Below are 23,268 nucleotides of genomic sequence, written 5' to 3'. Positions count from 1 at the left end.
ATTTCCTCCCATTTTCTTTGACTAGTTTACTAGATTCACTGGATTATCGGTAACCGTTCTTAGTGCCATCAACCGCTTCATGACATTATTTTCACCGCGCCCAAAATAATCATGTAGCTTCGAATATTCCTGGTAGATTTTTTCATAGACTGCTACATTTTCCGGAATTGGGGTAATAATTTCATCCTTGATTCGCGCCATCTTTTCCGCTGCTTCTAAAATCGTATCGTAACCGCCATTTCTTGCTCCGGCTGCAACTGCAGCGAACATGGCCGCACCCAATGCCGGGGTTTGCTTGGAATCCGCAATTTTAATTGTCCGGTTCGTCACATCGGCATAAATTTGCATCAATAATTTATTTTTCTGCGGCAGACCGCCACAAGCATACAATTCGTCAACAGGCACACTATTTTCGTGGAATGCATCGACAATTTTTCTGGTACCAAATGCTGTTGCTTCAAGTAGCGCGCGATAAATCTCCTCAGGTTTGGTTTGCAATGTCGCACCAATTAGTAACCCACTTAGTTCCGTATCAACCAGTACGGATCGGTTTCCATTCCACCAATCCAGCGCCAATAATCCTGTTTCGCCAGGCATATAATATGCCGCCTTTTGCTCCAGCCATTGGTGAACGCTGACTCCTTCCTCTTCTGCAGCATCATGTACATATGCTGGTACCCCCTGATTGACATACCAGGCGAAAATATCCCCGACTGCTGATTGCCCTGCTTCATATCCATAAAGCCCTGGAATAATTCCATCCTCGACAACACCGCACATACCTTCTACTTGTTTCTCATCGGTTCCTAATAACATATGACAAATGGACGTCCCCATCGCCATCACCATTTTCCCAGGGGTTACCACACCAACTGCTGGAACCGAAGCATGTGCATCGACATTCCCAACAGCAACAGCAGTTCCTTGTGGCAAACCTGTTAGCGCTGCCATTTTTTCCGTTAACCCACCTGCATTAGTCCCTAGTGGTACCACATCACCGCGCAGTTTTGTTTCAGCTAAGTCTGTCAGCCTTGGATCAAGATCATGAAAAAACGCTTTGCCTGGATATCCATCCTGTTTATGCCAAATTGCTTTATAACCTGCCGTACAGCTATTGCGCAATAAATTATCTGTAAGAACTGAGATCACCCAGTCCGTTGCTTCAACAAACTGATCGGTTTGCTCGTAAATTTCCGGGGCCTCGTCTAGGATTTGCCATATTTTTGCGATCATCCATTCCGATGAAATTTTCCCACCATACCGTGGTAAAAATTCCTCGCCTCTGGTTTCAGCAATTTGATTAATTTGATTCGCTTCATCCTGGGCTGCATGATGCTTCCACAGCTTCACCCAACTGTGCGGATTGTTTTTCAATTCTTCATTAAAACAAAGCGGATTACCTTGTGGATCGATTGGCAGCATTGTACATGCCGTGAAATCAATTCCCAGGCCAATAACATCTTCCGAATTGATCCCAGAGGCTTTCATTACAGCTGGAATCGATTGTTTCAAAACCTCCAGATAATCGGTCGGATGCTGCAACGCCCACTCATGCTCCAGTTTTATAGATGAATTCGGCAGCATGTCATCGATCACCCCATGCGGATATGGTGTCACATGGTCGGCAATCTCCCTGCCATCTTTTAGCGAAACAAGAACTGCCCGCCCTGATTCTGTTCCATAGTCCACACCAATGGTATATTTCTCTCCCATCATTTTTTCACCCCATTTTTCTTCTGACCGTAATATGCATCTGCACCGTGTTTCCTGAGGTAATGTTTATCTAAAATAGCCTGATTAATCGATGGCACATCAGGATTAATTTGATAGGTCTGGATGGCCATTTTCGCAACTTCTTCCAACACGACGGCATTATGCACCGCTTGGTTTGGATCTTTCCCCCACGAAAATGGTGCATGACTATGTACAAGCACGCCTGGCAGCTCCACGGGATTAATATGGTTGAATGTCTCCACAATGACATTACCCGTTTCCCGTTCATACGCTCCAAGAATTTCCTCGTCGCTCATCGGTCTTGTACATGGAATCGTTCCGTAAAAATAATCGGCATGGGTTGTGCCTAACGCTGGCAGGTCCTTCCCAGCCTGGGCCCAGCTTGTCGACCATGGTGCATGTGTATGAACAACGCCGCCAATGTTTGGGAAGTTTTTGTACAATACAACATGTGTCGGCGTGTCTGATGAAGGATTTAATTCCCCTTCCACCACATCACCATTAAAATCAACAACGACCATATTGTCCCGCTTAAGCTTTTCATACGGAACACCACTTGGTTTAATAACAATTAATTCTTCTTCTCTGCTGACACCGCTTACATTACCCCAAGTAAAAGTTACTAGATTGTGCTTCGGTAATGCCAAATTTGCTTCAAGAACAACCTGTTTTAAATCTTCTAGCATACTTACCCCACCCTCCATCGAAAAGCACCTTGTACGTATAAGATAACAACCATATCTTTATAATAATATAATTCGTACGTACAATCAATACAAGAAATTATTTTAACATTTTTTATTTTAAAGTGGATACCAAATCTCAATCCCCTTGTAGAAATAGCAAATTTTTAATTAAGCACAAAACTGACCCAATCAGTAGTATCATCAAGAAGGAAGATAATTTAAAATTAAACCATAAAAAAAGGATGAACATCTGTCCACCCTATAATATGAGGAAAAATTTTATTGAAGTGTTTTATGTGCAGGTAATCTAGTAGTCATTTCATGCCCATTGTTGTCTTAATACGATGTATGTCCACTTTATTTGCCCAGGTGTCTTCTCGCACAAGCTCCAATTTTACGGAATGATCATCCAGCGCCTCTTTCAACGAACCGAATTCCTTTGCATTTGAAATCTTCATACCATCAATTTCTGCTTTTAAGTGTTCTTGTCCAGTCCGTAAAGCACGCAAAATTTGTCCATGTTCTTTCAACGTTTCCCCTTGCATTTCCAGCTTTTGCTCAAATCCTTCCATTCGCTTGTCCGCTTCACTAAAGCGTGAGTCCATGCCGTCAAAGCGCTTATCCACTTCGCCAAAGCGTGAGTCCATGCCGTCAAAGCGCTTATCCACTTCGCCAAACCGTGCGTCTATGCCGTCAAAGCGTTTATCCACTTCGCCAAACCGTGCGTCTATGCCGTCAAAGCGTTTATCCACTTCGCCAAACCGTGCGTCTATGCCGTCAAAGCGTTTATCCACTTCGCCAAACCGTGCGTCTATGCCGTCAAAGCGTTTATCCATACTATCAAGTCTTTCCGTAATGGCCTCCAGCATACCGATGATCTTATCTTCTTTTTCCAATCTACTCACCTCCTATTCCTTTCGTCCAGTATAACATATTTCCGAACTGCTAATGTCGATATTTGAAGGATTTTTTCTCAAATGCTAATCCCCGGCTTGCCTGAATTGCACAAGTTTCAAGGGCCGTATCAATTCCAAGCTGTCAAACCATTCAGGCACATGATGCAATAAAAAGCCCCGGCCACACAAACCGGAGCTTTCCCCTTTCACTCATCTAATTCCTACAACTCATCCCAAGGCGTCGCATTCTCCCTAATCGCATCCATCACCCTCTGTAGATTCGCCGCCCCTGTCGTTTCAAGCCACTCATAATACGCATCCTTGCCATCCTTCGCAAACGGCTTCACGCCTTCCTTCCAAATTGCCCGTCCACAAAGACTGCCGCTAAATTTAGCACCTGCCTCTTTGGCAAAACGCAATGTTTCAATAAATTGTTCATTTGTCACGCCACCGCTTAAATAGATAAATGGCAGGCTGCTTTTTTCTGAACAAGTACGGTAAAATTCCACCGCTTCATCCTTACTGAAAACCGGCTGATAATTATCGTATTGCTCATATCCTTCAATATGGAAAATGGAAACCGGAACTTCTACCTTTAAGACATCAATGCTGTATTCATCCTTTGAAAATTCCTCCATAAAATATTCGACAATTTCTGGTTTCCTTTTGGCAAATTCAGTACCCTTCGAATCAAGACCCTCGGCACTGTAGGAAACAGGCTCTAATATGAAGAGAACATCATTTTGTTTACATTCGTCCCCGACACGTTTAATCAGTGTCGTTTTCATGTTGTTGATTTCCTCTTCTTCCTGATGATCGTAATAAACGAGCAGTTTAATAGCACTTGCACCAGCTTTTACTAAATCCTGAACGGCATAGTGATCGACCAAATTCGGAAGGCGCCCCTTTTCCGTAGCATCATAACCTGTCTTTTCATACGCCATGATTAAACCGATATCCTTATTTAATTTTTTTGCAGCATCCCATCCATATTCAGGATCGAGAAGTAAGGAGGATGATTGATTGCCAAGTACTTCACTGACCCCCTCTTTGAACTGGCTCAATCCTTGTTCATAGGAAATCGAGTCGTTAAACGATTGGATCATTTTCCCTAGTGATCCCCGCTGATCCATTGCTGTTGCTAAAATAACATGATTGTCACTCGAAATTAGTTCTAGTCCGCGTTTTTTTCCCGGTGATAAGTTCATCTGCTTGTCCTCCTGCCTGAAATTATGAAAGCTCTTCTACCTCTATTTGTTTCATACACCAATCAATTTTTGCTGTATTGATATGTCCTGTCTTTTCTTCCATTGCATTTAATACGCCCATTGCTAGTCCAAATCGGATCAATTCCTCATCCGTCAGGCCGCGTTTCAACCCGGCAGCAAATCCGGCAATCACCGAATCCCCGGATCCTACAGGGTTTACGGCATTGATTTCAGGTGCCATTGCCCGATAAAAATGACTGCCTTGTTTAATCATTGCACCTTTAGCTCCGGTTGTAACGACAACCCAATTCACATCGGCAAATATCGGCAGTCTTAATGCATCGATAATCCGCTTTTGATCATTCAGCTGCTCTCCCAATAAATCAGCCAGCTCATCCTGATTTGGCTTAATCAAAAATGGCTTGACCTTACCTTCGAGTGTTTTCCCCAAAAGCTCGCCCTTTGTATCCAATAAAACCGGTGTATTTTTACTTCCCGCTATCTCCATGATTTTATTATAAAAATTATCCGCCAAGCCCTTTGGTAAACTCCCCGAAATAGTAACCAAGTCCACCTTTTTTACGTATTCTGCCAGTCTGTCCAAAAATTCCACGGCCTCATTTTCCGTAACGGTAGGACCCGCTTCCAATATTTCCGTCTGTTTTCCTTCATGAATAACGGCAATACAGTTTCGCGTTTCCTCTTTAATCCCGATAAAATAGTCATGAATCCCTAAATCACTCAGCTCGGAACGGATAAAGTCCCCTAAGCTACCGCCTAAAAAACCTGTTGCAGCAGCCTCTTCGCCAAGTTGCTTTAATACCCTAGTCACATTTAACCCTTTACCACCCGCAGTTTTTGATACATCACGTACCCGATTGACATTGTCAATGGAAAAATGATCGAGCTTATAACTGATATCAACAGAAGGATTAAGGGTTATCGTTAAAATCATTCCAGTCACCTCACAAACCAGTACAACTTCCATTTATTACGCTTTTTGATACTTTATCTCACCTTCAACCGCTGTTGCTTGTACGGTCATGTTTTCGTCCAGCACCACATAGTCTGCCAGCTTTCCAATTGCAATACTGCCAAGCTCCATATCTCGCCCTAAACTTGCAGCCGGTGATAGGGAGCCACGATGCCAAATTTCATATAACGGACGTTTGCTCCATTGATGCAAATTACGAACACCATCAATCAGCCTAAGCGTACTGCCGGCAAGGGAGCCGGATTCTGTTCGGGCAACACCATCTTGCATCACAACCGGAAATTCACCTAAATGATAATTCCCGTCTGGCATTAACCCAGCAAGCATACAATCCGTAATTAGCAGCAATTTTTCACCCTTCACTTGCGCCGCCAACGTTGCCACAGCAGGATGTACATGGTGCCCATCACAAATCAGCTCAGCAAACGCACGGGAGTCGGTTAATGCCGCACCTGCAACACCGGGCTCGCGATGATGCAGCCCTGACATCCCATTAAACAAATGTACAAAATTCCGTGCCCCTGCATCAACCGCAGCACAACAGCAATCATAGTCGGCATCAGTATGGGCAATACTTGCTAAAACGCCTTCCTTACTAACTTGCTGGATAAACTCCAGCGCACCAGCGCGTTCCGGTGCTAGAGCAATTTTGACAATCGCCCCGTCGGAAAGCCTTTGCCAACGCTGAAATTCCGTATAATTAGGATCACGAAAATACCCAGGATTTTGTGCCCCTTTATGTTTTTCCGTGAAATACGGACCTTCCAGAAAAATCCCTTCCGACTGTGCACCCGGCAGTCCCTGTGCAACAGCTTGGCTTACCGATTTAATCGCCAAGTCCAAATCCGCTTTGCTTGACGTCAGTGTGGTCGGCAGAAATCTGGTTACACCTAACCGCAGGATTGCTTTCGAAATTTCCTTGATAGCATCCTCTGTCCCATCCATCACGTCGTACCCGTTGATTCCGTGAATATGGGTGTCGAACAAGCCCGGTGCAATCGTATAGCCGGACCAGTCAACTACTTTATCACCCGTTGAAACCGTATCAACAAATGATCCAAACCGTCCGTTACACACTTCTAAATATTGATCATTGACCTCTTTATTATCAAGTAGAAATCGGTCTGCTTTGATGTAAAAGTTCATTGTTTTATGCTTCCTTTTTAGAAAAACTCGGCATTTGCCTCTCTGTACTAGCGGGTGCCGAAGTTTTTCTTATACTTTAATCCTATAAAATCCTAAATTTTTCTAAAGTGAAAAAAGATTAAATCCCATCTGTACCTTTTGCCGTCTGTTTTTGTTTGACCTTAAACTGCTTGATATTTTCCTTCCCTTCAACTAAGACCTTCTCGACAAATTCATCAATAGGAAGGTCCCGTTGGAATATTCCACTTAATAGCATTGGTGAATTTGTCCCGCCAATCACACGAACATTTCCCTTCGTTGCCGCCAAGCGGGAACATACATTAAATGGTGTACCGCCAGCTAAATCGGCAAAGCAAACAACTCCAGAACCAGTATCTACTTTATCAATTGCCTTCTCCAATTCTGCTTGCAGCTTTTCTTGATCCTCTTCAAACGGAATAACTTCAACCTGTTTCACTTCACCTGTAATCAATTGTACTGATGTTAGCATCCCATCTGGAAAAGACCCATGCCCTGTTAGTATCATTCCAATCATGCTATCCAACCTTTCTCATTTAGAGAAGGGGGTTTCTGAATACGAAAGAGAAACCCCACCTATGATCATAAAATTTTAAAGTAGGAGCCAATTAATCCAACAACTACTGTCAAGCCAATTAACATTAGTGGTGAACGACCTTTTTTCAATAACCAGTACATCAGCAAGGTATAGGCCAATGGAAGCATTGCTGGCATAATTTGATCCAATACATCCTCCTGCACTTTCAATTCTGCTTCCCCGGATTTCCAGACATATGTGACGTTAAATGCTACATATGTTGCGATTAATCCTCCAACTACTGTCAAACCAACAATAGAGGCAGCACGTGACACATGCTTTGTACCTTCTTTTAATTTTGCAATTGCTTTAACACCCGTTTTATACCCATAGCTCATTAACCCAAACCGAACACCAAAATGAATCACATTAAATGCAATGATAAATACGAACGGCCCGAGAACATTTCCATCTACTGCGAGTGAGGCACCAATTCCGGCAGTGATCGGCAGTAATGTTAAGTAAAATAGCGCATCCCCAATCCCGCCAAGCGGGCCCATTGTCGCAACTTTTATTCCCCGAATGGCTTCACGATCCTCTTTCTTTTGTTCCATTGCGAGAATAACACCCATGATAAACGTAACAAGAAATGGGTGAGTATTAAAAAACTCCATATTATCTTTCATTGATTTACTTAAGTCTTTTTTGTTCTTATGAATGTGGCGGAGTCCTGGCAAGATCGAGTATAACCAGCCACAAGCCTGCATCCGCTCATAGTTGAAAGATGCCTGCAGGAATAACGATCGCCATACTAAATGACGCAGTTGTTTCGGCTGTAAATCCGGTGCTGGTGTTTGATCTTCATATACATTAGATGCCATCGGTTATTTCCTCCTCTCGAGGTGCAGGTGTATTCGTTGGACCTTGTTTCTTTTTGTTTTGATAAAAATCATACAAGGCAATGGCCAAACCAATTAACGCAATAGCCAATATCGGCATTTCCAAATATGCTGCCAAAACAAATCCTACGATGAAGAACATGACATATTCGACCTTCATCATTATTTTCAATAACATCGCAAAACCGATTGCCGGCATGATTCCCCCAGCAACAGATAGACCATCAATAATCCATTGCGGCACCGTTTCGACAAATGCGGCCGCTTCTTCTGCACCAAAGTAAATAGGTAAAAAAGCAATTAAGGCATTAAAAACAAAGAGAATCGTTACACCTAAATAATTTATTCGGTCTATCCCCTTATAATTGGCATCTAATGCGTACTGATCGGCTTTATGCATGACGGGTGCGAAGGCTGTGAAAAATAGTGTAATCAATCCTTGCACTGCAACCGCGAATGGAATTGCCACTCCAACGGCAACATTTGGATCCTGGCCGGCAATGATACCAAAAGCGGTGCCAATAACGCCGCCAATAACTACGTTCGGTGGTTGGGCACCAGCAAGTGGCACCATTCCCATCCAAATTAATTCTAGTGTTCCCCCTACCATTAAGCCTGTTGTTACATCGCCTAGAATCAAACCAACGACAAGCCCTGTCACTACTGGACGGTGAATATGTGTCAGACCGACATACAAATCAATCCCGATAATCCCTGCCCAAAGTGCAATCAATATTGCCTCAAGTAACATTGGTTAAACCTCCCTTAAAGAATGTAATGTAATCTATTAATCTAGCATCCGTTAAGAAAAACGCTGATATCGTCTTTTTTAGAGGTCGGAAGCTAGAGGTCGGATTGGAAGAAATCAGCGAGGTAGCTGATTTCAACTATCCTTTTAAAACAAGTCCAAAATATTTTGTCCCTTTTCATCCGGAACTCTGCGCAAATCAAGTTTTACACCGAGTTCGTTCAGCCGTTTGAACGCTTCGATATCTTTTTCGTCAACCGATACAGTCGAGGAAATTTGCTTTTTTCCTTCTTCATAATGCATGTTTCCGATATTCAAATGGTCAATTGGAACACCACCTTCCTTCAACTTCAATGCATCATGCACATCTTTTACTACTAAAAATATTTTCTGACGCGGTGATGCCTTATGAATAATGTCAATTGTCTTTTGCAATGAGAAATAACGAGCTTGAATAACATCGGGTAAAACCATATCCATCAAACTCTGCTGGACATCATCTTCTGAAACTTTGTCGTTCGCAACAACTACTAAGTTAGCACCTAAATGATTCACCCACGTAACACCTACTTGACCGTGGATCAAACGATTATCAATTCTTGTTAGTAAAATATTTGGCGCTGTTGTCATATCTCTCATCCCTTTGCATTTTTAATTTTGTAAACGGTAGTAAAATGGCTTTTACTGCTATCGCGCAACACTAAAAGTAGTGCCACGCGATTCTTTGAGTTTTATTGATCGTATTCATAAATCGTTACACCCTGTACGACACGATTGACACGACCGTCGGGACTAGGATTATCCGGTGTAATACCGAGCTGAATCGACTTTTTCAATGCCAGTACTTGGGCAAAAATGATATATAATAATGCAAGCTGAAAATCGCTCGTAAATGAAGCTTGGCTATCATTTACCGTAATCGTCCAATCGGCAAGCTCCTCTACTTCCTGATCCTTCTTCTCGGTAAGTGCAATAACCTTCATTTCCGACTTATCTGCTGCCAGCTCCCGCAAAATATCCATATCGTACTTTCTGGTATAAGCGTCTTGAGACATAAATAAAACCACGACCGACCTTTCATCTAAAATCGATTTAGGACCATGCCGAAAGCCTAAGGAAGATTCATATGTTGCGGCAACTTTACCAGCTGATAACTCAAGCATTTTTAATGAAGCCTCATGTGAAAGCTGACCGAGCAGCCCCGAGCCCAAGTAAACAAGTCTATGAAAATCAAATTGCAAAATATCATCAATATGATCCGCAACCGAATCGACTAACCGTTCCCCGTTTGCGATAATTTGTTTCGCCTTGTTACCAGTAAAAGCATTAGGCGTAAACAGTGTGTACGCCGTAATAATCATGCACGTAAAACTGCTTGTCATGGCAAACCCTTTGTCATGTGCTTTATCCGGTGTCAAAATCGTAATGGCATTATCATCATTTTTTATGTTTTTCGCTAATTCCCCATCTTTATTACAGGTAATAACGACTTGATAAAAGTTATCAATAAATTGCTCCCCAAGCGTTACGGCTGCTATACTTTCTGGACTATTACCAGATCTGGCAAATGAAACCATAATGGTAGGGACATCCTTTAAAAGGTATTCATTCGGGTTGGAAACGATATCTGTTGTCGGGATTGCTTCAAACTGTACTTTTCCATTTGTTTGTTTGCGTAATTCCGGAACAAGAATGTCACCGATAAATGCCGATGTACCGGCACCCGTTAAGATTACCCTTGTATTGTCATGCTTACGATAGATCGATTCGATAAATCCACGTGACGACTCTTTCTGCTGAAAAATCGTTGAAACGAGTTCCTGCCACACGTCAGGTTGTTGGTGAATTTCATTTGCTGTATATGTTGCTTCCTGTTTTTTCAACTCTTCACTTGTCAGGTTAAACATTTGCCATCCTCCATCTTGCTGTATTCTAGTATTTTCTTTCTATTTGTGGTTATGTTGTCATAACCAGTTATCGCTTTAATAAACTCTATTAAATGAGTTAATAGAGTTTATTAAGTTAATTCCACTGTATAATCAAATTTATCTCCACGGGCTACACTAATAGTATATTCAATCAGGCTTTCATTATGATAAGCAAAACGTTTGATCAGCATCGCAGGTTGGTTCGTTACGATACGTAAATGCTCCGCTTCCTTTTGGCGTACACTCGTGGCAGAAAAACGTTCAATTGCTTTTGTTACACCCATTTGGTAATCGTCCAGAAAGATATCATACATTGGCCGTTTATTGAATTCTGCTTCCGTTAAATTGGGAAATGTTTTTTTCGGCAAATAGGATGTTTCATACATCAATGGTTCATTATCCGCAAGTCGTAAACGAACAACTTGATACACCTCATCCAAAGGGGCCAATCCCATCTTTCCTGCCAGCCGTTCATCCACCGCCATCTCTTGAAACGAGAGTACTTGGGTTGTCGGCCGCTTACCCATTTGTCTCATTTCCTCGGTGAAACTATAAAGTTTTACCAAATCCTGATTATACGATTTCGGTGCAACAAACGTACCTTTTCCATGAAGCTTATAAATATACCCTTCACGTTCCAATTCCTGTAAAGCCTGTCTTACCGTAATTCTGCTTAAATCATAGATCGCGCACAACTCACGTTCGGAAGGCAGTTTTTCATGTTCCGTGTATTGTTGGGCTTCGATTTTTTTAATTAATTCCTCCATAAGCTGTAAATACAGTGGTACTTTGCTATACTTATCCAATTAGTAAGCTGCCACCTCCTGTTTCCAAATTCTATTATGAATTACAGTGGTTATAACCAGTTGATTTTAGTATAAACCACGATTACGAAAATGTAAAGGGATTCTACTGCTGCTGTTTCATTACAAATATACCTTTAAGTCCATGAAATGTATAGAGCAAAAATAATTCAGCAGTAAAATTCCCCTGTGGCAAGTTATCGCCACAAGGGAATTAGAAACCTATTTCCAGTGCTTAATCAACTTACCAGTCTGGTCACGGAGAATAGCAAATACGTTGTCAGAAATTAACTTCTCTTTATGCTGATGTTCAAGCAAATCCTTAAACCCTTCCATATGTTTAACTATTTTCTTTGCCTTCTCCTGACTTTCATAACGTCTCACTGCTTTCAAATGCGTCTCCAACAAGCGGTAGGCATCTTCTGAAACGACATCTTCACGATGATTATTGAGCGTTTCCAGCATTGATGAAATGCTTACATCTTGTTGTTTTGCAACAAAAACGTTTAATTCTGCAGCGGAAGCAAATCCGCCAACACCTTCTATCGCTTCCAATTTAATATGTGTTGCCTCAATTGGATCAAAACCAATTCTTTTTTCGGTTTTATCGTTATTCCACTTCCCGCTTGCTATCTCCGTGAAATTTTCCCCATCTGTGCTTACATACAACTTGTAATCTGTAATAATCCCGTTTGTACCAGATTGTCTTGGTAAATACGTGACTTCACTAATTTCATGCGTGCCTCCCAAGTCCAGCGTAATCGATTGGGGCAATTTATCATTCCCGGACCAATCGGTATGCCACATCGTGCTCTTTTTTCCATCAATAGCATGTTCAGCTGAATCAGAACCTGATTGTTCACTCGTCGCTGTTGCCGTCATTTCCGATTGTTTTATTTTATAAGGATCCGTTACAAAAATATCCGCATTAGCGTTAACAGAATAGTCACTGCCCGTTTGCTTAAAAGTTGATTGTGCAGATATGTCATAATTAGCTTCTTCAGTATCCTCAGGCGGTGTGACGGAGAACGTGGCTGTAACCTCTTGGCCCGTATCCACCTTATCGAACGTTGCATCTGTTGCTCCATTGGCCTTCCATCCTTCAGGCAGATTTAGAGAAAGTTGCACATCGTTCATTTTCTTGGTCGATCCATTTAAGAAGCTGGCAGTCACATCAAAGGAATTTCCGGCTTCAATTTCATCAGGTACATCCAATTGTAACAATGCAGCTGGATCACCCTCACCTTCTCCAACACTACTTGAGCCATAAACCGTCATCGTGAATGACTTATTCGTTGCCATAGACGCGGTTTTTACGTGAACGACACCGTTACGGTCAGCTTCGTCATAATACCAACCCTCACTTGCTTCCGAAAACTCATTTTTTGACTCATATTGCTTTAATTTCTTACCTTTTCCGATTCCAACATTAGCAGGTTTTTTACTCGTATGGATCGTAAACTCATACGGTCTGTGCTCTGGTTTGCCCTCATATTCACCTTTACTGGCACCAACTGTAATTTCAATATTTCCACTTCCATTTTCCGGCGCATCGGTCGTAATCTTTTGTTCCGCAAAAGCACCTTCCTGATACGCACGCGTAACACCATCATCCTCGTATAAGGTAAAACTGTTTTTTCCTTCAGGATAGATATCAACGATCAATGGATGATCATTTGCCAACTCTTTATAGGAATTATTTTCAGGCCACATCGGAACAATCGCACCTGCTTTGACAAACAATGGCAGTTTTTCCAATGGTGCTTGATAATCATTTACCATGCGTGGACCATTATAGACTTCCCCGCTCCAATAGTCGATCCATTTTCCCTTAGGGAGATAAATACCATCCCGTTTATCCGTATCTTCAAATACCGGTGCTACAAGCAGGGATTCACCAAACAGGTATTGATATTGCGTTGTTGTATCCCATGTTACCGGATCGTCAGGATATTCCAATACCATTGATCTAGCTAAAGGGACACCACTTTGATGTGCTTCAGCAGCATACGTATAAATGTATGGCAAAAGCTGCTGCCTCAGTTTTAAGTATTTCCGGTTTATCGAGGTATAGGGTTCACCATAACGCCAAGGCTGTTTATCTGTTTCAGCCCAGCCTGACATACTCATCAACACCGGATTAAAGGCTTTCCATTGTAAATCTCTTACATACGTCTCGGGGCTCCCGCCAAAGATTCCATCAATGTCTCCCGTTGTGAATGCCTGTCCTGACATTCCCGAACCTGCAATGGTCGGGATGTGAAAGCGAATGTTTTCCCATGATCCTGATTGATCACCTGTCCACTGAACAGCATAACGTTGCGCTCCGGACCAGCCTTCCACCATCCAAACAAAGCCGCGTGCATCACTATATTGTTCAATTCCTTCGTATGCCTCCTGAGCAGCGTCCAGTGCAAACTGATAACCGGGACCTACCCATGCAACGTCGAGTTTTCGTACACGTACGCCTGCTTTATTCACCTCAAATTCCTGATTCGGCAAGCCATCCTCTGTCCATAATCCCATTTCTATGTTACGATCTCTCAATTCCGTGCCTACTTGCTCAAGATCCTCATAGCCGCAACCATACCCGTCGTTCACAAGCATCCATCCAGCTGGCATATCGTTTTCTTTATAGCCATCAGCGACTTCCAATGCATCTAAAGTCGTCTGGCCTTCGTCATTGTAACAATCAGCATCACCAGGCTCAAGCCCATATAATGGTGGCATAAATGGTCTTCCGGTAAGCTCTGTGTACCCATCCAGTATTTCTTTCAGTCCAGGTCCATAAAAATAAAAGGAATCAAATCTATTTTCTTTATGTGTCGTCACTACTGGATCCTTATACGAATAAGACCCTGGGGCGAATGTATTTCGAAAAACACCGTACCCGTTTGTACTCATGTAGAAAGGGGCAGCATTTGGATGTCCGCCATCCTCCCAATTAGTAGATCTTGAAATCTCGATTGTTTCATCCCGATGCGTAAACCGGCCGTTTTGCATGCCGCCGCCAAAGAATTGCTCTTTTTCATCACGGCTTAATGTTTGCTTTGTTTCCTCACCATTCCAAGATAATCCCTTTGTTTCCTTCCACACCAATGTTTTATTGTCTGATTCGTACAGCTCGAATCGTAATGGTTTTTTATAAATCCGTAATGTTACATCTTTGGTGTTAACACGATAATAATCCCCTTCATCCGACCAGTCCGTTGTCAGCTCCGGAAATTCATTTTTGACAATAATTTCATCCCCGGCAGGATCGGTAAATTTCCCATCTTGGGCAAGCCAGATACGAAACATATCGTCCTTATAGAATTTTACACGAACTTTCGCATCTCCGGCAGATAGTGTATACGTGTTCTCCTCAGCAGCAAAGTCTGTAAGGTCGCCGATCACGGTTTCATCCTGCTTTTCCGCTTTTGCAGAGCTGTCTGGTGTTATAATAGTAAGCGCAAACATAAGAACAGCACTGAAAACGAAGACTTTTAAATAGTTCTTCATATTCGTTAACACGCCCCTTGTTTTTTAATTTTCCTATTTCATTTCGACAATCGCTTGCATTACAAAATAGGCTACATAATCAGTTTTAGGCTGTAGCACCTCCTCTCTTTGAAAACCCGAAAAACGCCTGCCTGTTTGCTGACATCAAACCATCCTTGCAGCTATTAACCTATTTTCCGATTCCCATGGCTTTTCCAAAATAGTACAATGTAATTCATCTGGTTATAACCAGTTGCTATATAAGCATAAATTGTTTTACGAAAATTTAAAAGGGTATTTCTATTCAAAACCAAATGCTACTTTTTTACTAATACTGCATGGATAATGATAGATTTCCTTTACTATGCTTATTGTACCTATTAACAAATTGGAACGAAAAATCTCCTCTAACGCTTAATACAGTCGTTAGGGGAATTAGAACAAGCGACTCTATTTATATCAAAAAAAGTGCCAGACCATTCAAGATCTGACACTTTTTCGGATAACGAGTTTGGTTGAAATGAACACCTTTTTTGCAATACTCCTGCCTTCCAACCGTTCCAACAGTGTATCTACAGCTGTCTCTCCCATAATTTCTGTGTATACTTTAATCGTACTTAATGATGGGTATACGTATTTGGAAACAGACATATCGTTAAGACCAATAATGCTCACCCGATCCGGAATTGCAATCTTAGCCTCATGCAATGCCCGTAAGCTGCCAATTGCCACCACATCACTGCTCGTAAAAAAGGCTGTAGGTAATTGGTCACCAAGATCTGCTATTGCCTGCTTCATCAAATGATACCCATCCTCGACTGAAAAGGATCCTATATATACAAATCGCTCATCATATAACCCTTTTTCTTTCATATAGCTTTGGAATGCCTTTTCCCGCAAATCTTCCAGCGGTACGGTTTGCCCCTTTAAGAATTCTCTGCCACCAATGAAACCAATTTGTTGATGACCCGTTGCCATAAAATAATCGACAATTTTTTGGGTTGCCTTTGTAAAATCAATCACTACAGCATCATATTTATCTTCGTCCGGGGAGTAGTCAACAAATACTACTGCCGGGTTGATTTTGGTTAGTTCTTTAACTTGTTTATCACTAAACTTTCCAACAGCGATAATTCCTTCTATATCATCGGCGGGAATTTCATGTATATTATCAAAAAAATAGATATTCGCATTCATATCCAGTTCTTTACAGCGTTTTTCAATACCAAGTCTTATCGATAAATAATAAAGATCATTCAATTCCTCTTTTTCTGTATACCAATGAACAACAGCAATCTTTTTGTTAGAATACCGTTTAGTTGGACGCTTTCGATAGGAAAGTTCTTCAGCAGCTTCAAAAATCTTTTTCTTTGTATCATCTGCTACTGATAAGCTCGCATCATAATTAAGCACACGTGAGACTGTTGCGGGTGAAACCCCTGCTTTCTGTGCAATGTCCTTAATTGTTGCCAATGAAAATCACCCTTTTTTCCAACCATTCCTAATGTCATTATATAGTTATTCTACCATGTCCTTTATTACAATAGCTATTTATATTGGAAAATCACCATAGTGAACTACTCCCACCACTTACCACCCTTACGGGTTGCTTGAAGTGGGGGCTTCTTGGGTAATCGCCACTTTTGGTAGCTGACGAAATTGACCAAGCTAACCCTCTTGTTCCAAAAGTTTATATTTTTATTAGACACTTGCTAATAAGCGAATGCCCTCTTTTTTGATATTGAGTGCTGAATTATAATCCCTGTTGATACTTAGACCACAAGTACATTGGTAGGTACGTTCAGATAACTTGACTTCTTTTACTGAACCACAATTTGAACAAGTTTTGGTGGATGGGAACCATTTGTCAATTTTGATAAGTTGTTTCCCTTGTTCTTTTAGTTTATATTGTAAGAAAGAGGTGAACATTCCCCAACCATTATCAGCGACACTTTTGCCAAACCTTAGCGCTTGTGACATTCCCTTCATGTCTAAATCTTCCATCACAACGGCATCGTATTTAGTTGCTAATTTTTTTGATTGATGGTGAAGAAAATTCTTGCGTTGATTGGCAACTTTCTCTTGAATTTTAGCTACCTGAATGCGTTGTTTATTCCAGTTCGAAGACCCTTTCTTTTTACGAGAAAGTTTACGTTGTTCTGTTGCTAATTTTTCAAGCATTTGTCGATAAAACTTAGGGTAATTGGCTTTCTCACCCTCACTATCGACAAATAGCCCATCCATCGCAAAATCTAATCCAACAACGCTTTCAATTTCCTTATTATCAATCTGCTTCTCGTATTCTGTAAGAATAGCAATATAGTATTTTCCTGATGCAGTCATTGACAGAGTACAAGATTTGATATTGTACCTCGAAGGAATTTCTCGATGTTGCTTGATTTTGACCATTTTTATTTTAGGTAATTTGATATGACCATCCAACAATTGAATATTACCGTTTACGACATTTGTTGTGTAGCTTTGCTTGTGTCGTTTACTTTTGAATTTTGGGAACTTGGCATTCCCTTTGAAGAATGCTTTATATGCCTTATCCAAGTTGAGTTGTGCGTTCGCTAACGCTAATGAATCTACTTCCTTCAGCCATTCATACTCTTTTTTGTACTTGGCGGGAGTAGGGGGCTTCACCTTTTTTAAGGCATCTTTATCCTCTTTCCATAACTCATAAGTTCTTTTACGTTCAGCTAACATCTTGTTGTAGACGAAACGAACACATCCGAATGTTTTGCGTATAATCAAGGCCTGTTCAGCTGTTGGATACAATCTGAACTTGTACGCTTTATTTTGTTTAGCCATATCACATCACCTCACTTTATCCCTTGAGTTTCCATATATTTTTTCACCACTTCAATAGGTGAACCACCAGTCGTCAACAAACAAAAACTTCTTGTCCAAAACATTTCTTTCCATAACTTTTTACGAACATGGGGAAAATCCTTCTTGATAAGCCTTGAACTGGCACTTTTATAGGCATTGATGAATTTTGATAATTCACTGTTGGGTTGTGCTTTGAACAAGATATGTATATGGTCGATATCGTGGTTCCATTCGACTAACGTGATATTATATTTTTCACTCCATGACACAAATTTATCTTTGGCATAGTCTGAAACGGTATCATCTATTACTTTCCTTCGATACTTCACGACTAACACAAGATGGTAATACATCAAGAATACTGAGTGATTATTACTATCTAAACTCATTGTTATATCAACCTTCATAATTTATAATACTGATTATACCATGTTGAACAAAAAAGGCAAAAAAACCTTTGGGCTGTCACCCAACCGAAATTCATCTCCCCCTTACCGTTGGGCTACGCCCTTCACACGCTTGAAGAGGGAGACTTCTTTCGGAAGTACGTTAAAACTATCCCAAACTTTAATAATGAACCTGAAAACTATTATGGTATTCATCTAATTCAATTGATTTCCCTTGATTCAATCTCGATTCTTCTGCCGCAAAAGCCATTAAATGACTTCTTAACGAAATGTTAGCCGAAGAAATACTTTTCGTGACATCTACATTATCGATTTCCCATAAAAAGGATCGAATAATACCTTTGTCACCACCGCTATGGCCCCCAACAGGCTGGTCAAAATGAATGACTGTTTCATGCTTTGTAAGAAAATCATAGATAGAAATACGGTTCTCCTCCATGTTTCCTCTTATTTCTCCTTTTGTGCCCATGATTTGGACGATCCTTGTTTGCTCACGGGTAAAGCCACACATACTAAAGGTAGCGGTTGCACCACCTTCGAACTCCATATTTACAACCTGGTGATCGACTACATTATTATCGGACTGATAGACACATCTTCCATAAGGCGTTTCCTGTAATGCCTTAATGATTCCTTCACGCGTGTGATCCTCGGTAAACTTCTTGGCCCAGCCTCTTCCTTCACCAAGGTAATACCTGCCTGCATGAAATGGGCACTCACGTTCAGCAGGACACCCGTCTAAGCACCTTTCCGGAGCTCCAATCGGTGCATTTTCTTTTTTAAAATGCAGCAACGAACCATAAGAACTAATTCGCTCGCATTTCTTGTCCATGATAAAGCTAATAATATCCATATCGTGACAGGATTTCTGTAAGATCATAGGACTGGACTTCTCTTTGTGTTCTAGTTCCCCCTCACAAAACTGTGTGACATATGCATAATCTCGACATTTTCGTTCAATTGGACAGATGCGATCTCTCCTATTTGTCCTTCTGAAACGACTTTTTTTATCGTTGACCAGAAATCTGTATATCTCAGTACATGGCAAATCGTTAACTGGCGCTGATATTTCTTTGCAACAATTTCCATCTCGATACATTCTTTCGGATCAGGCGACATTGGCTTCTCAAGTAATACATGATACCCTGATTCCAATGCTTTGATTGTTGGCTCAAAGTGGTATCGATCTTGTGTGCAGATGATGGCAATGTCAGCCAATTTCCCCCCTTCCATCATGTTTTGCCATGAGGAAAAGCAATTATCTTGGGGAATGGAATACGCTTCCTGAAACTTATCCCTTCTCTCGGCATTGGGCTCAGCTACTGCTACAATTTTTAATTCATTTGGATATTCCAAGGCATAAGGCGCATATGCTCTTGCACCGCGATCACCTGCGCCAATTACTACTGCTGTCTTTGGTTGCATTTTATCACTCCCCTGAAACTGAAACTATTTTATCTATATTTCTATTAGATGTTTAAAAAGTCACTAAATGATAAGCGGCGAATCGTGTCGCCCGCTTGCTTCTCCGCTCTTCATGTACGGGGAATAAGGATCTTCTACTAAAACCGCCCACGTCCTGTGGGGAACGTAGAGGTCAGTACGTCCTGCCTCAAGCTCGGTGCCGGGAGCTACGCCGCCTCTACCTTCAAGACCCAATTCGGCGACTTTTTGAACACGCACTTAAAGAACTTTTATGGAACTTTTCTAATTTAGTCTACTTTTTTTAGAGCCAAGGGAAAATAATTAACTTAATTTTATATTTCTTGAATTTCTCCTTCTTCTATAGATTTGTGCAATGCATTCACAATTTTGGTATTCAATAGACCATCTTCCGGCCCAGCAATAGGATCTGTGCCATATCGAATGTTATCTATGAATGAAAGTAACATTTGACTTGGTGCCGAAGTTAATTTTCCATTAATCTGCGTACCAAGTGTGTGTACATGCTCAAAGCGCCCGGTGGCTTTTTTCACCATTTGATCATGTAAATCGACATACAAGCTTCCATTCTCACCGATTATTTCATACTTAAAATCATATAGTAACGGCATGGTTTCCGGTAATATCCAACTAGAAGTAAAGGTAGCATGTGTGTTGTCTGAAAAAGCGACTGTTGCTTGTATGGAATCGTAAGTGTCAATCCCCATTGATACTAGCTTTTTACGTGTACCAACACTAAATACTCTAATTGGTTTAACGTTTTTTAACCAACATGCAAGATCAATAGAATGCGACAATAAAAACCATCCAGGCGTTGAATTTAACGACCATTTAAGCATCTTTGTTGGAACATAAATAGTATCATTCAATCTACTATTTAACGTAACTATTTCCCCTAAATCACCATTATCTACCGTCTCTTTGGCTGCTACAAAAGGGCTGTTCCATCTGTTTTCAAATCCAACTAAACACTTTACCCCACCTCTTTTAATTGCTTCAACCATTTCAGTCGCCTCTTTAAGATCGGTCGAAAATGGTTTTTCAACCATAACATGAATTCCCTTTTCTGCAGCAATAACAACTGGATCTTTGTGAAGAAAGTCAGGCGTAGCGACAATTACTGCATCAAGTTTTTCCTTTTCAAACATTTTCCCAAATTTGGTGTACCCATTTGTGTTATACTTTTCCATATTTACTTCTAAACTTTCTTCATTTATATCGGTAATTGCAGCAACTTCTGCTGTACCACTTTGCTTAATTGTGTCTGCATATATTTGCCCTCTTGTTCCCATACCAATTATCCCAAATTTAATCATTTAAATCCCCTTCCTTTTTTATATCATGAAAATTACTAAATTAAGATATCTTATGATCACCCTTGATTGATTCGTTGATTTTCAACCTCTTCCGTAACCTTGTCATAGTTGCTTCTCCGCAAAAACTTAACTAAACGTGTCATTAAATAAATACTTAAACCAAAAACTAAAAAAGCCGCTACTAAGAAAAAAATATCAGTAAACCATGAAAAGCTGCCACCTAGGAAAGGAAACGCGGAATGGGTTCCTGAAAGCTTCATGTATCCCCAAGGTATAAACAACACCAACCACATAACACATACACCAATTAATCCCCGATTGGAAAGCATCACCTTTGGGGAATTTCTCTCAAAAACAGATCGAAATTTAGGTGATAGATTATGTGGCGAATATGGTTCTAAGAAGCTTAAACCACCAAAAGTAATTGCAGCAATCATAAATCCCCAGAATAGCACCGGTAACCCAAATAACCCTGGTCCTAAAACAGCTGCGTCAGGGCCTCCTACAACAATTACAAGCATAAATGTTGCTACAGCAGTTATTAATGTCCCCCAAAAAGCGGCCCTTTCAGTAAGTCTTCGCCAAAATAAGATTAGATAAATGAGCGGCCCCATTGCCGCAATTAATATAATTTGTGCCGCTACGGCTGCAACAGCAAGGCCAGTAGTAGCTATAGGTGCAAACGACAAGGTTACTACCGCTACAATCACAGTACTTATACGCGCCCAAAAAATTTGACGTTTTTGTGAAAGACCGGGCACTAATTCTAAAATAAGGTTCTTAACAATTAAACCAGCTGTGACATTTAAATAAGAAGATACGGTTGACATTGCTGCCGCTGCGACAGCTGTAAGAAATAATGCCTTTCCGAATAGCGGCAAATAATCTTGAGCCATAACCAGTAAAATTTGGTCTGGATTTTCAAGGGTTGGTCTTAACCCAGCCCCGTACATTCCGACCGTTAAAATTAGAGTCATAAGTAACAAATAAACTCCTGCAAAAACATATAACCCTTTTCGACCCTCCCGTTCACTGCGAGCAGATAACAGCCTTTGTGCATAACTGGGATCTACTGCAGGTAAACCTCCTGATGTTATAAGAAAAGCAATGGCGGTTAACGGGGCCACTGGTAAAGTATATATATCTGTAAAGCCCGGTTCGATATTTGTATTAGAAGCTGCCTGTGTTAAAGAGAAACCGTCAGCTCCAAGATACTGTGCAAAAAATGTGGTAAACGGATCAACTGCTAAATATAGTAAAGGAAGAAATATAGCAGATCCGATTATAATAATGCCCCATTGTGCAGCATCAGTGACCACAACAGCACTAAGACCTCCTAGGATAGTGTAACCTAAGGTAACACCAACGATAATTACCAGTGATACAGGTAACGGGATACCTGTTACTGTCGTGACTAATAATGAACCTCCAAAAACAGAAAGAGCTGCAACAAAAATCCCCCAAATAATTTGTGTAATTGTTAAAATATAATGTATTCGATTGCTATCCGGAAATCTAGCTAAAGCTATATCCGCAAGAGTCGAAACTTTCAAACCCCTTAATCGTCTAGCCAAAGGAACCACAAATAGAATAATAACTGTAATAACTACAACCTTTTCCCAAAAGTACAAAGAGAAACCGTTCTCATAAGCAAGGCCCGGTTGTCCTAAAAGCTGTACTGTACTAGCCACCGTCGCAAGATATGTCATTGCCAGCATTGGCCAAGAAAGATTTCGACCCGCAAGTATATAACTATCTAAATCACTAACACTATGGGAAGTTCTCCGACCAATCCATAACATAAACAAAAGGTAAGCACCCATGGTAGCAAGAACAATCCAATTTTCTACACTCATTTTAACCAACCTCCCGTAAAATTTCTAAATTGCAAATTTATGAAAAACGATAGGAAAAAGATATTGTTAGGATAATTTTACAAATTTCCGAACGTTTTAAGTTAGTAAATAACTTTCGAAACTTTGGTTATACCGCTTTCATTTTATATTTAATCCCTTTTGAAAGTAATGTTAAGTTCAAAGTTTACTGGTATCATCCCCTAACTACTTAGTAATTAATTAACATGATCAGTCCCCAAAAAAAGCTGTTTCTAAAAAACACTATTCAAAACCACAGTATAATGATGTTAGTCTAATAATTGGACATAACAAATGGGGATTTTTATACTAAATATAATAATCTCTAGGAGTGTC

General features: G+C 40.8%; 18 protein-coding genes and 1 pseudogene. All 19 read right to left on the bottom strand.

Annotated features, from left to right (window positions below; genetic code table 11):
* Positions 1-21: 21 nt before the first annotated feature.
* The 19 genes and pseudogenes from CZ382_RS17140 to CZ382_RS17050 all read right to left on the bottom strand — a co-directional run bounded on the left by CZ382_RS17140 (position 22) and on the right by CZ382_RS17050 (position 22,914).
* Complete coding sequence (locus tag CZ382_RS17140; protein ID WP_088053520.1) at positions 22-1,713, bottom strand: ribulokinase; 1,692 nt, start codon at positions 1,711-1,713, stop codon at positions 22-24.
* A complete protein-coding gene (gene araD, locus CZ382_RS17135) occupies positions 1,713-2,420 on the bottom strand; it encodes an L-ribulose-5-phosphate 4-epimerase (RefSeq protein ID WP_088053519.1) in 708 nt (235 codons plus the stop codon). The genes CZ382_RS17140 and araD overlap by 1 nt, the downstream gene beginning before the upstream one ends.
* 314 nt (positions 2,421-2,734) lie before the next feature.
* Positions 2,735-3,316, bottom strand: a complete 582-nt coding sequence (locus CZ382_RS17130) for a hypothetical protein (RefSeq protein ID WP_088052413.1) — start codon at positions 3,314-3,316, stop codon at positions 2,735-2,737.
* 221 nt (positions 3,317-3,537) lie between these two features.
* On the bottom strand, positions 3,538-4,524 hold the full coding sequence (locus CZ382_RS17125) for a tagatose 1,6-diphosphate aldolase (protein WP_088052412.1): 987 nt from the start codon (positions 4,522-4,524) through the stop codon (positions 3,538-3,540).
* Between the two features lie 22 nt (positions 4,525-4,546).
* A complete protein-coding gene (gene pfkB, locus CZ382_RS17120) occupies positions 4,547-5,479 on the bottom strand; it encodes a 1-phosphofructokinase (RefSeq protein WP_088053518.1) in 933 nt (310 codons plus the stop codon).
* A 36-nt stretch (positions 5,480-5,515) separates the two neighbouring features.
* A complete protein-coding gene (gene nagA / locus CZ382_RS17115; RefSeq protein ID WP_088052411.1) occupies positions 5,516-6,664 on the bottom strand; it encodes an N-acetylglucosamine-6-phosphate deacetylase in 1,149 nt (382 codons plus the stop codon).
* Between the two features lie 118 nt (positions 6,665-6,782).
* Complete coding sequence (locus CZ382_RS17110; RefSeq protein WP_088052410.1) at positions 6,783-7,199, bottom strand: PTS sugar transporter subunit IIA; 417 nt, start codon at positions 7,197-7,199, stop codon at positions 6,783-6,785.
* A gap of 65 nt (positions 7,200-7,264) precedes the next feature.
* Positions 7,265-8,080: a PTS system mannose/fructose/sorbose family transporter subunit IID gene (locus CZ382_RS17105; RefSeq protein WP_088052409.1), complete on the bottom strand. Its 816-nt coding sequence runs from the start codon at positions 8,078-8,080 to the stop codon at positions 7,265-7,267.
* Entirely contained in the window at positions 8,070-8,849 is a 780-nt protein-coding gene (gene agaW / locus CZ382_RS17100; RefSeq protein ID WP_088052408.1) for a PTS N-acetylgalactosamine transporter subunit IIC, read from the bottom strand. Before agaW ends, CZ382_RS17105 begins: the two co-directional genes overlap by 11 nt.
* Before the next feature lie 144 nt (positions 8,850-8,993).
* Complete coding sequence (gene agaV, locus CZ382_RS17095) at positions 8,994-9,476, bottom strand: PTS N-acetylgalactosamine transporter subunit IIB (RefSeq protein ID WP_088052407.1); 483 nt, start codon at positions 9,474-9,476, stop codon at positions 8,994-8,996.
* Between the two features lie 101 nt (positions 9,477-9,577).
* The gene (locus tag CZ382_RS17090; RefSeq protein WP_088052406.1) at positions 9,578-10,753 is read right to left on the bottom strand and encodes an SIS domain-containing protein; all 1,176 of its coding nucleotides are present in this window, start codon (positions 10,751-10,753) and stop codon (positions 9,578-9,580) included.
* Positions 10,754-10,863: 110 nt separating this feature from the next.
* Positions 10,864-11,580, bottom strand: a complete 717-nt coding sequence (locus CZ382_RS17085) for a GntR family transcriptional regulator (protein ID WP_230855996.1) — start codon at positions 11,578-11,580, stop codon at positions 10,864-10,866.
* Positions 11,581-11,799: 219 nt separating this feature from the next.
* The gene (locus tag CZ382_RS17080) at positions 11,800-15,078 is read right to left on the bottom strand and encodes a TIM-barrel domain-containing protein (RefSeq protein WP_088052405.1); all 3,279 of its coding nucleotides are present in this window, start codon (positions 15,076-15,078) and stop codon (positions 11,800-11,802) included.
* Positions 15,079-15,537: 459 nt separating this feature from the next.
* Positions 15,538-16,530, bottom strand: coding sequence for a LacI family DNA-binding transcriptional regulator (locus CZ382_RS17075; protein WP_088052404.1), 993 nt, complete (start codon positions 16,528-16,530; stop codon positions 15,538-15,540).
* A 228-nt stretch (positions 16,531-16,758) separates the two neighbouring features.
* Positions 16,759-17,871 carry an RNA-guided endonuclease TnpB family protein gene (locus tag CZ382_RS17070; RefSeq protein WP_088052403.1) on the bottom strand — a complete coding sequence of 371 codons (1,113 nt, stop codon included), beginning with the start codon at positions 17,869-17,871 and terminating at the stop codon, positions 16,759-16,761.
* Positions 17,872-17,882: 11 nt separating this feature from the next.
* Positions 17,883-18,281: an IS200/IS605 family transposase gene (gene tnpA, locus CZ382_RS17065; protein WP_088052402.1), complete on the bottom strand. Its 399-nt coding sequence runs from the start codon at positions 18,279-18,281 to the stop codon at positions 17,883-17,885.
* A gap of 178 nt (positions 18,282-18,459) precedes the next feature.
* Positions 18,460-19,724, bottom strand: a pseudogene (locus CZ382_RS17060) (Gfo/Idh/MocA family protein).
* Positions 19,725-20,056: 332 nt separating this feature from the next.
* A complete protein-coding gene (locus CZ382_RS17055; RefSeq protein WP_088052401.1) occupies positions 20,057-21,058 on the bottom strand; it encodes a Gfo/Idh/MocA family protein in 1,002 nt (333 codons plus the stop codon).
* Positions 21,059-21,114: 56 nt separating this feature from the next.
* Positions 21,115-22,914 (bottom strand): sodium:solute symporter family protein, encoded by a 1,800-nt coding sequence (locus tag CZ382_RS17050; protein WP_088052400.1) that lies wholly within the window; start codon positions 22,912-22,914, stop codon positions 21,115-21,117.
* Positions 22,915-23,268 lie beyond the last annotated feature (354 nt).

It is taken from the genome of Virgibacillus dakarensis (genome assembly GCF_900155625.1).
Classification (GTDB): Bacteria; Bacillota; Bacilli; order Bacillales; family Amphibacillaceae; genus Lentibacillus_C; species Lentibacillus_C populi.
Note: the sequence above shows the minus strand (reverse complement) of the source record. Positions and strands in the feature narration are given on the sequence as shown.

Coding starts and splice junctions, on each gene's coding strand:
- agaW (WP_088052408.1), bottom strand. CDS start 8,849: ATGTTACTTGAGGCAATATTGATTGCACTTTGGGCAGGGATTATCGGG.
- araD (WP_088053519.1), bottom strand. CDS start 2,420: ATGCTAGAAGATTTAAAACAGGTTGTTCTTGAAGCAAATTTGGCATTA.
- CZ382_RS17080 (WP_088052405.1), bottom strand. CDS start 15,078: ATGAAGAACTATTTAAAAGTCTTCGTTTTCAGTGCTGTTCTTATGTTT.
- CZ382_RS17140 (WP_088053520.1), bottom strand. CDS start 1,713: ATGGGAGAGAAATATACCATTGGTGTGGACTATGGAACAGAATCAGGG.
- pfkB (WP_088053518.1), bottom strand. CDS start 5,479: ATGATTTTAACGATAACCCTTAATCCTTCTGTTGATATCAGTTATAAG.
- CZ382_RS17070 (WP_088052403.1), bottom strand. CDS start 17,871: ATGGCTAAACAAAATAAAGCGTACAAGTTCAGATTGTATCCAACAGCT.
- agaV (WP_088052407.1), bottom strand. CDS start 9,476: ATGACAACAGCGCCAAATATTTTACTAACAAGAATTGATAATCGTTTG.
- CZ382_RS17090 (WP_088052406.1), bottom strand. CDS start 10,753: ATGTTTAACCTGACAAGTGAAGAGTTGAAAAAACAGGAAGCAACATAT.
- CZ382_RS17105 (WP_088052409.1), bottom strand. CDS start 8,080: ATGGCATCTAATGTATATGAAGATCAAACACCAGCACCGGATTTACAG.
- nagA (WP_088052411.1), bottom strand. CDS start 6,664: ATGAACTTTTACATCAAAGCAGACCGATTTCTACTTGATAATAAAGAG.
- CZ382_RS17050 (WP_088052400.1), bottom strand. CDS start 22,914: ATGAGTGTAGAAAATTGGATTGTTCTTGCTACCATGGGTGCTTACCTT.
- CZ382_RS17110 (WP_088052410.1), bottom strand. CDS start 7,199: ATGATTGGAATGATACTAACAGGGCATGGGTCTTTTCCAGATGGGATG.
- tnpA (WP_088052402.1), bottom strand. CDS start 18,281: ATGAGTTTAGATAGTAATAATCACTCAGTATTCTTGATGTATTACCAT.
- CZ382_RS17125 (WP_088052412.1), bottom strand. CDS start 4,524: ATGAACTTATCACCGGGAAAAAAACGCGGACTAGAACTAATTTCGAGT.
- CZ382_RS17055 (WP_088052401.1), bottom strand. CDS start 21,058: ATGATTAAATTTGGGATAATTGGTATGGGAACAAGAGGGCAAATATAT.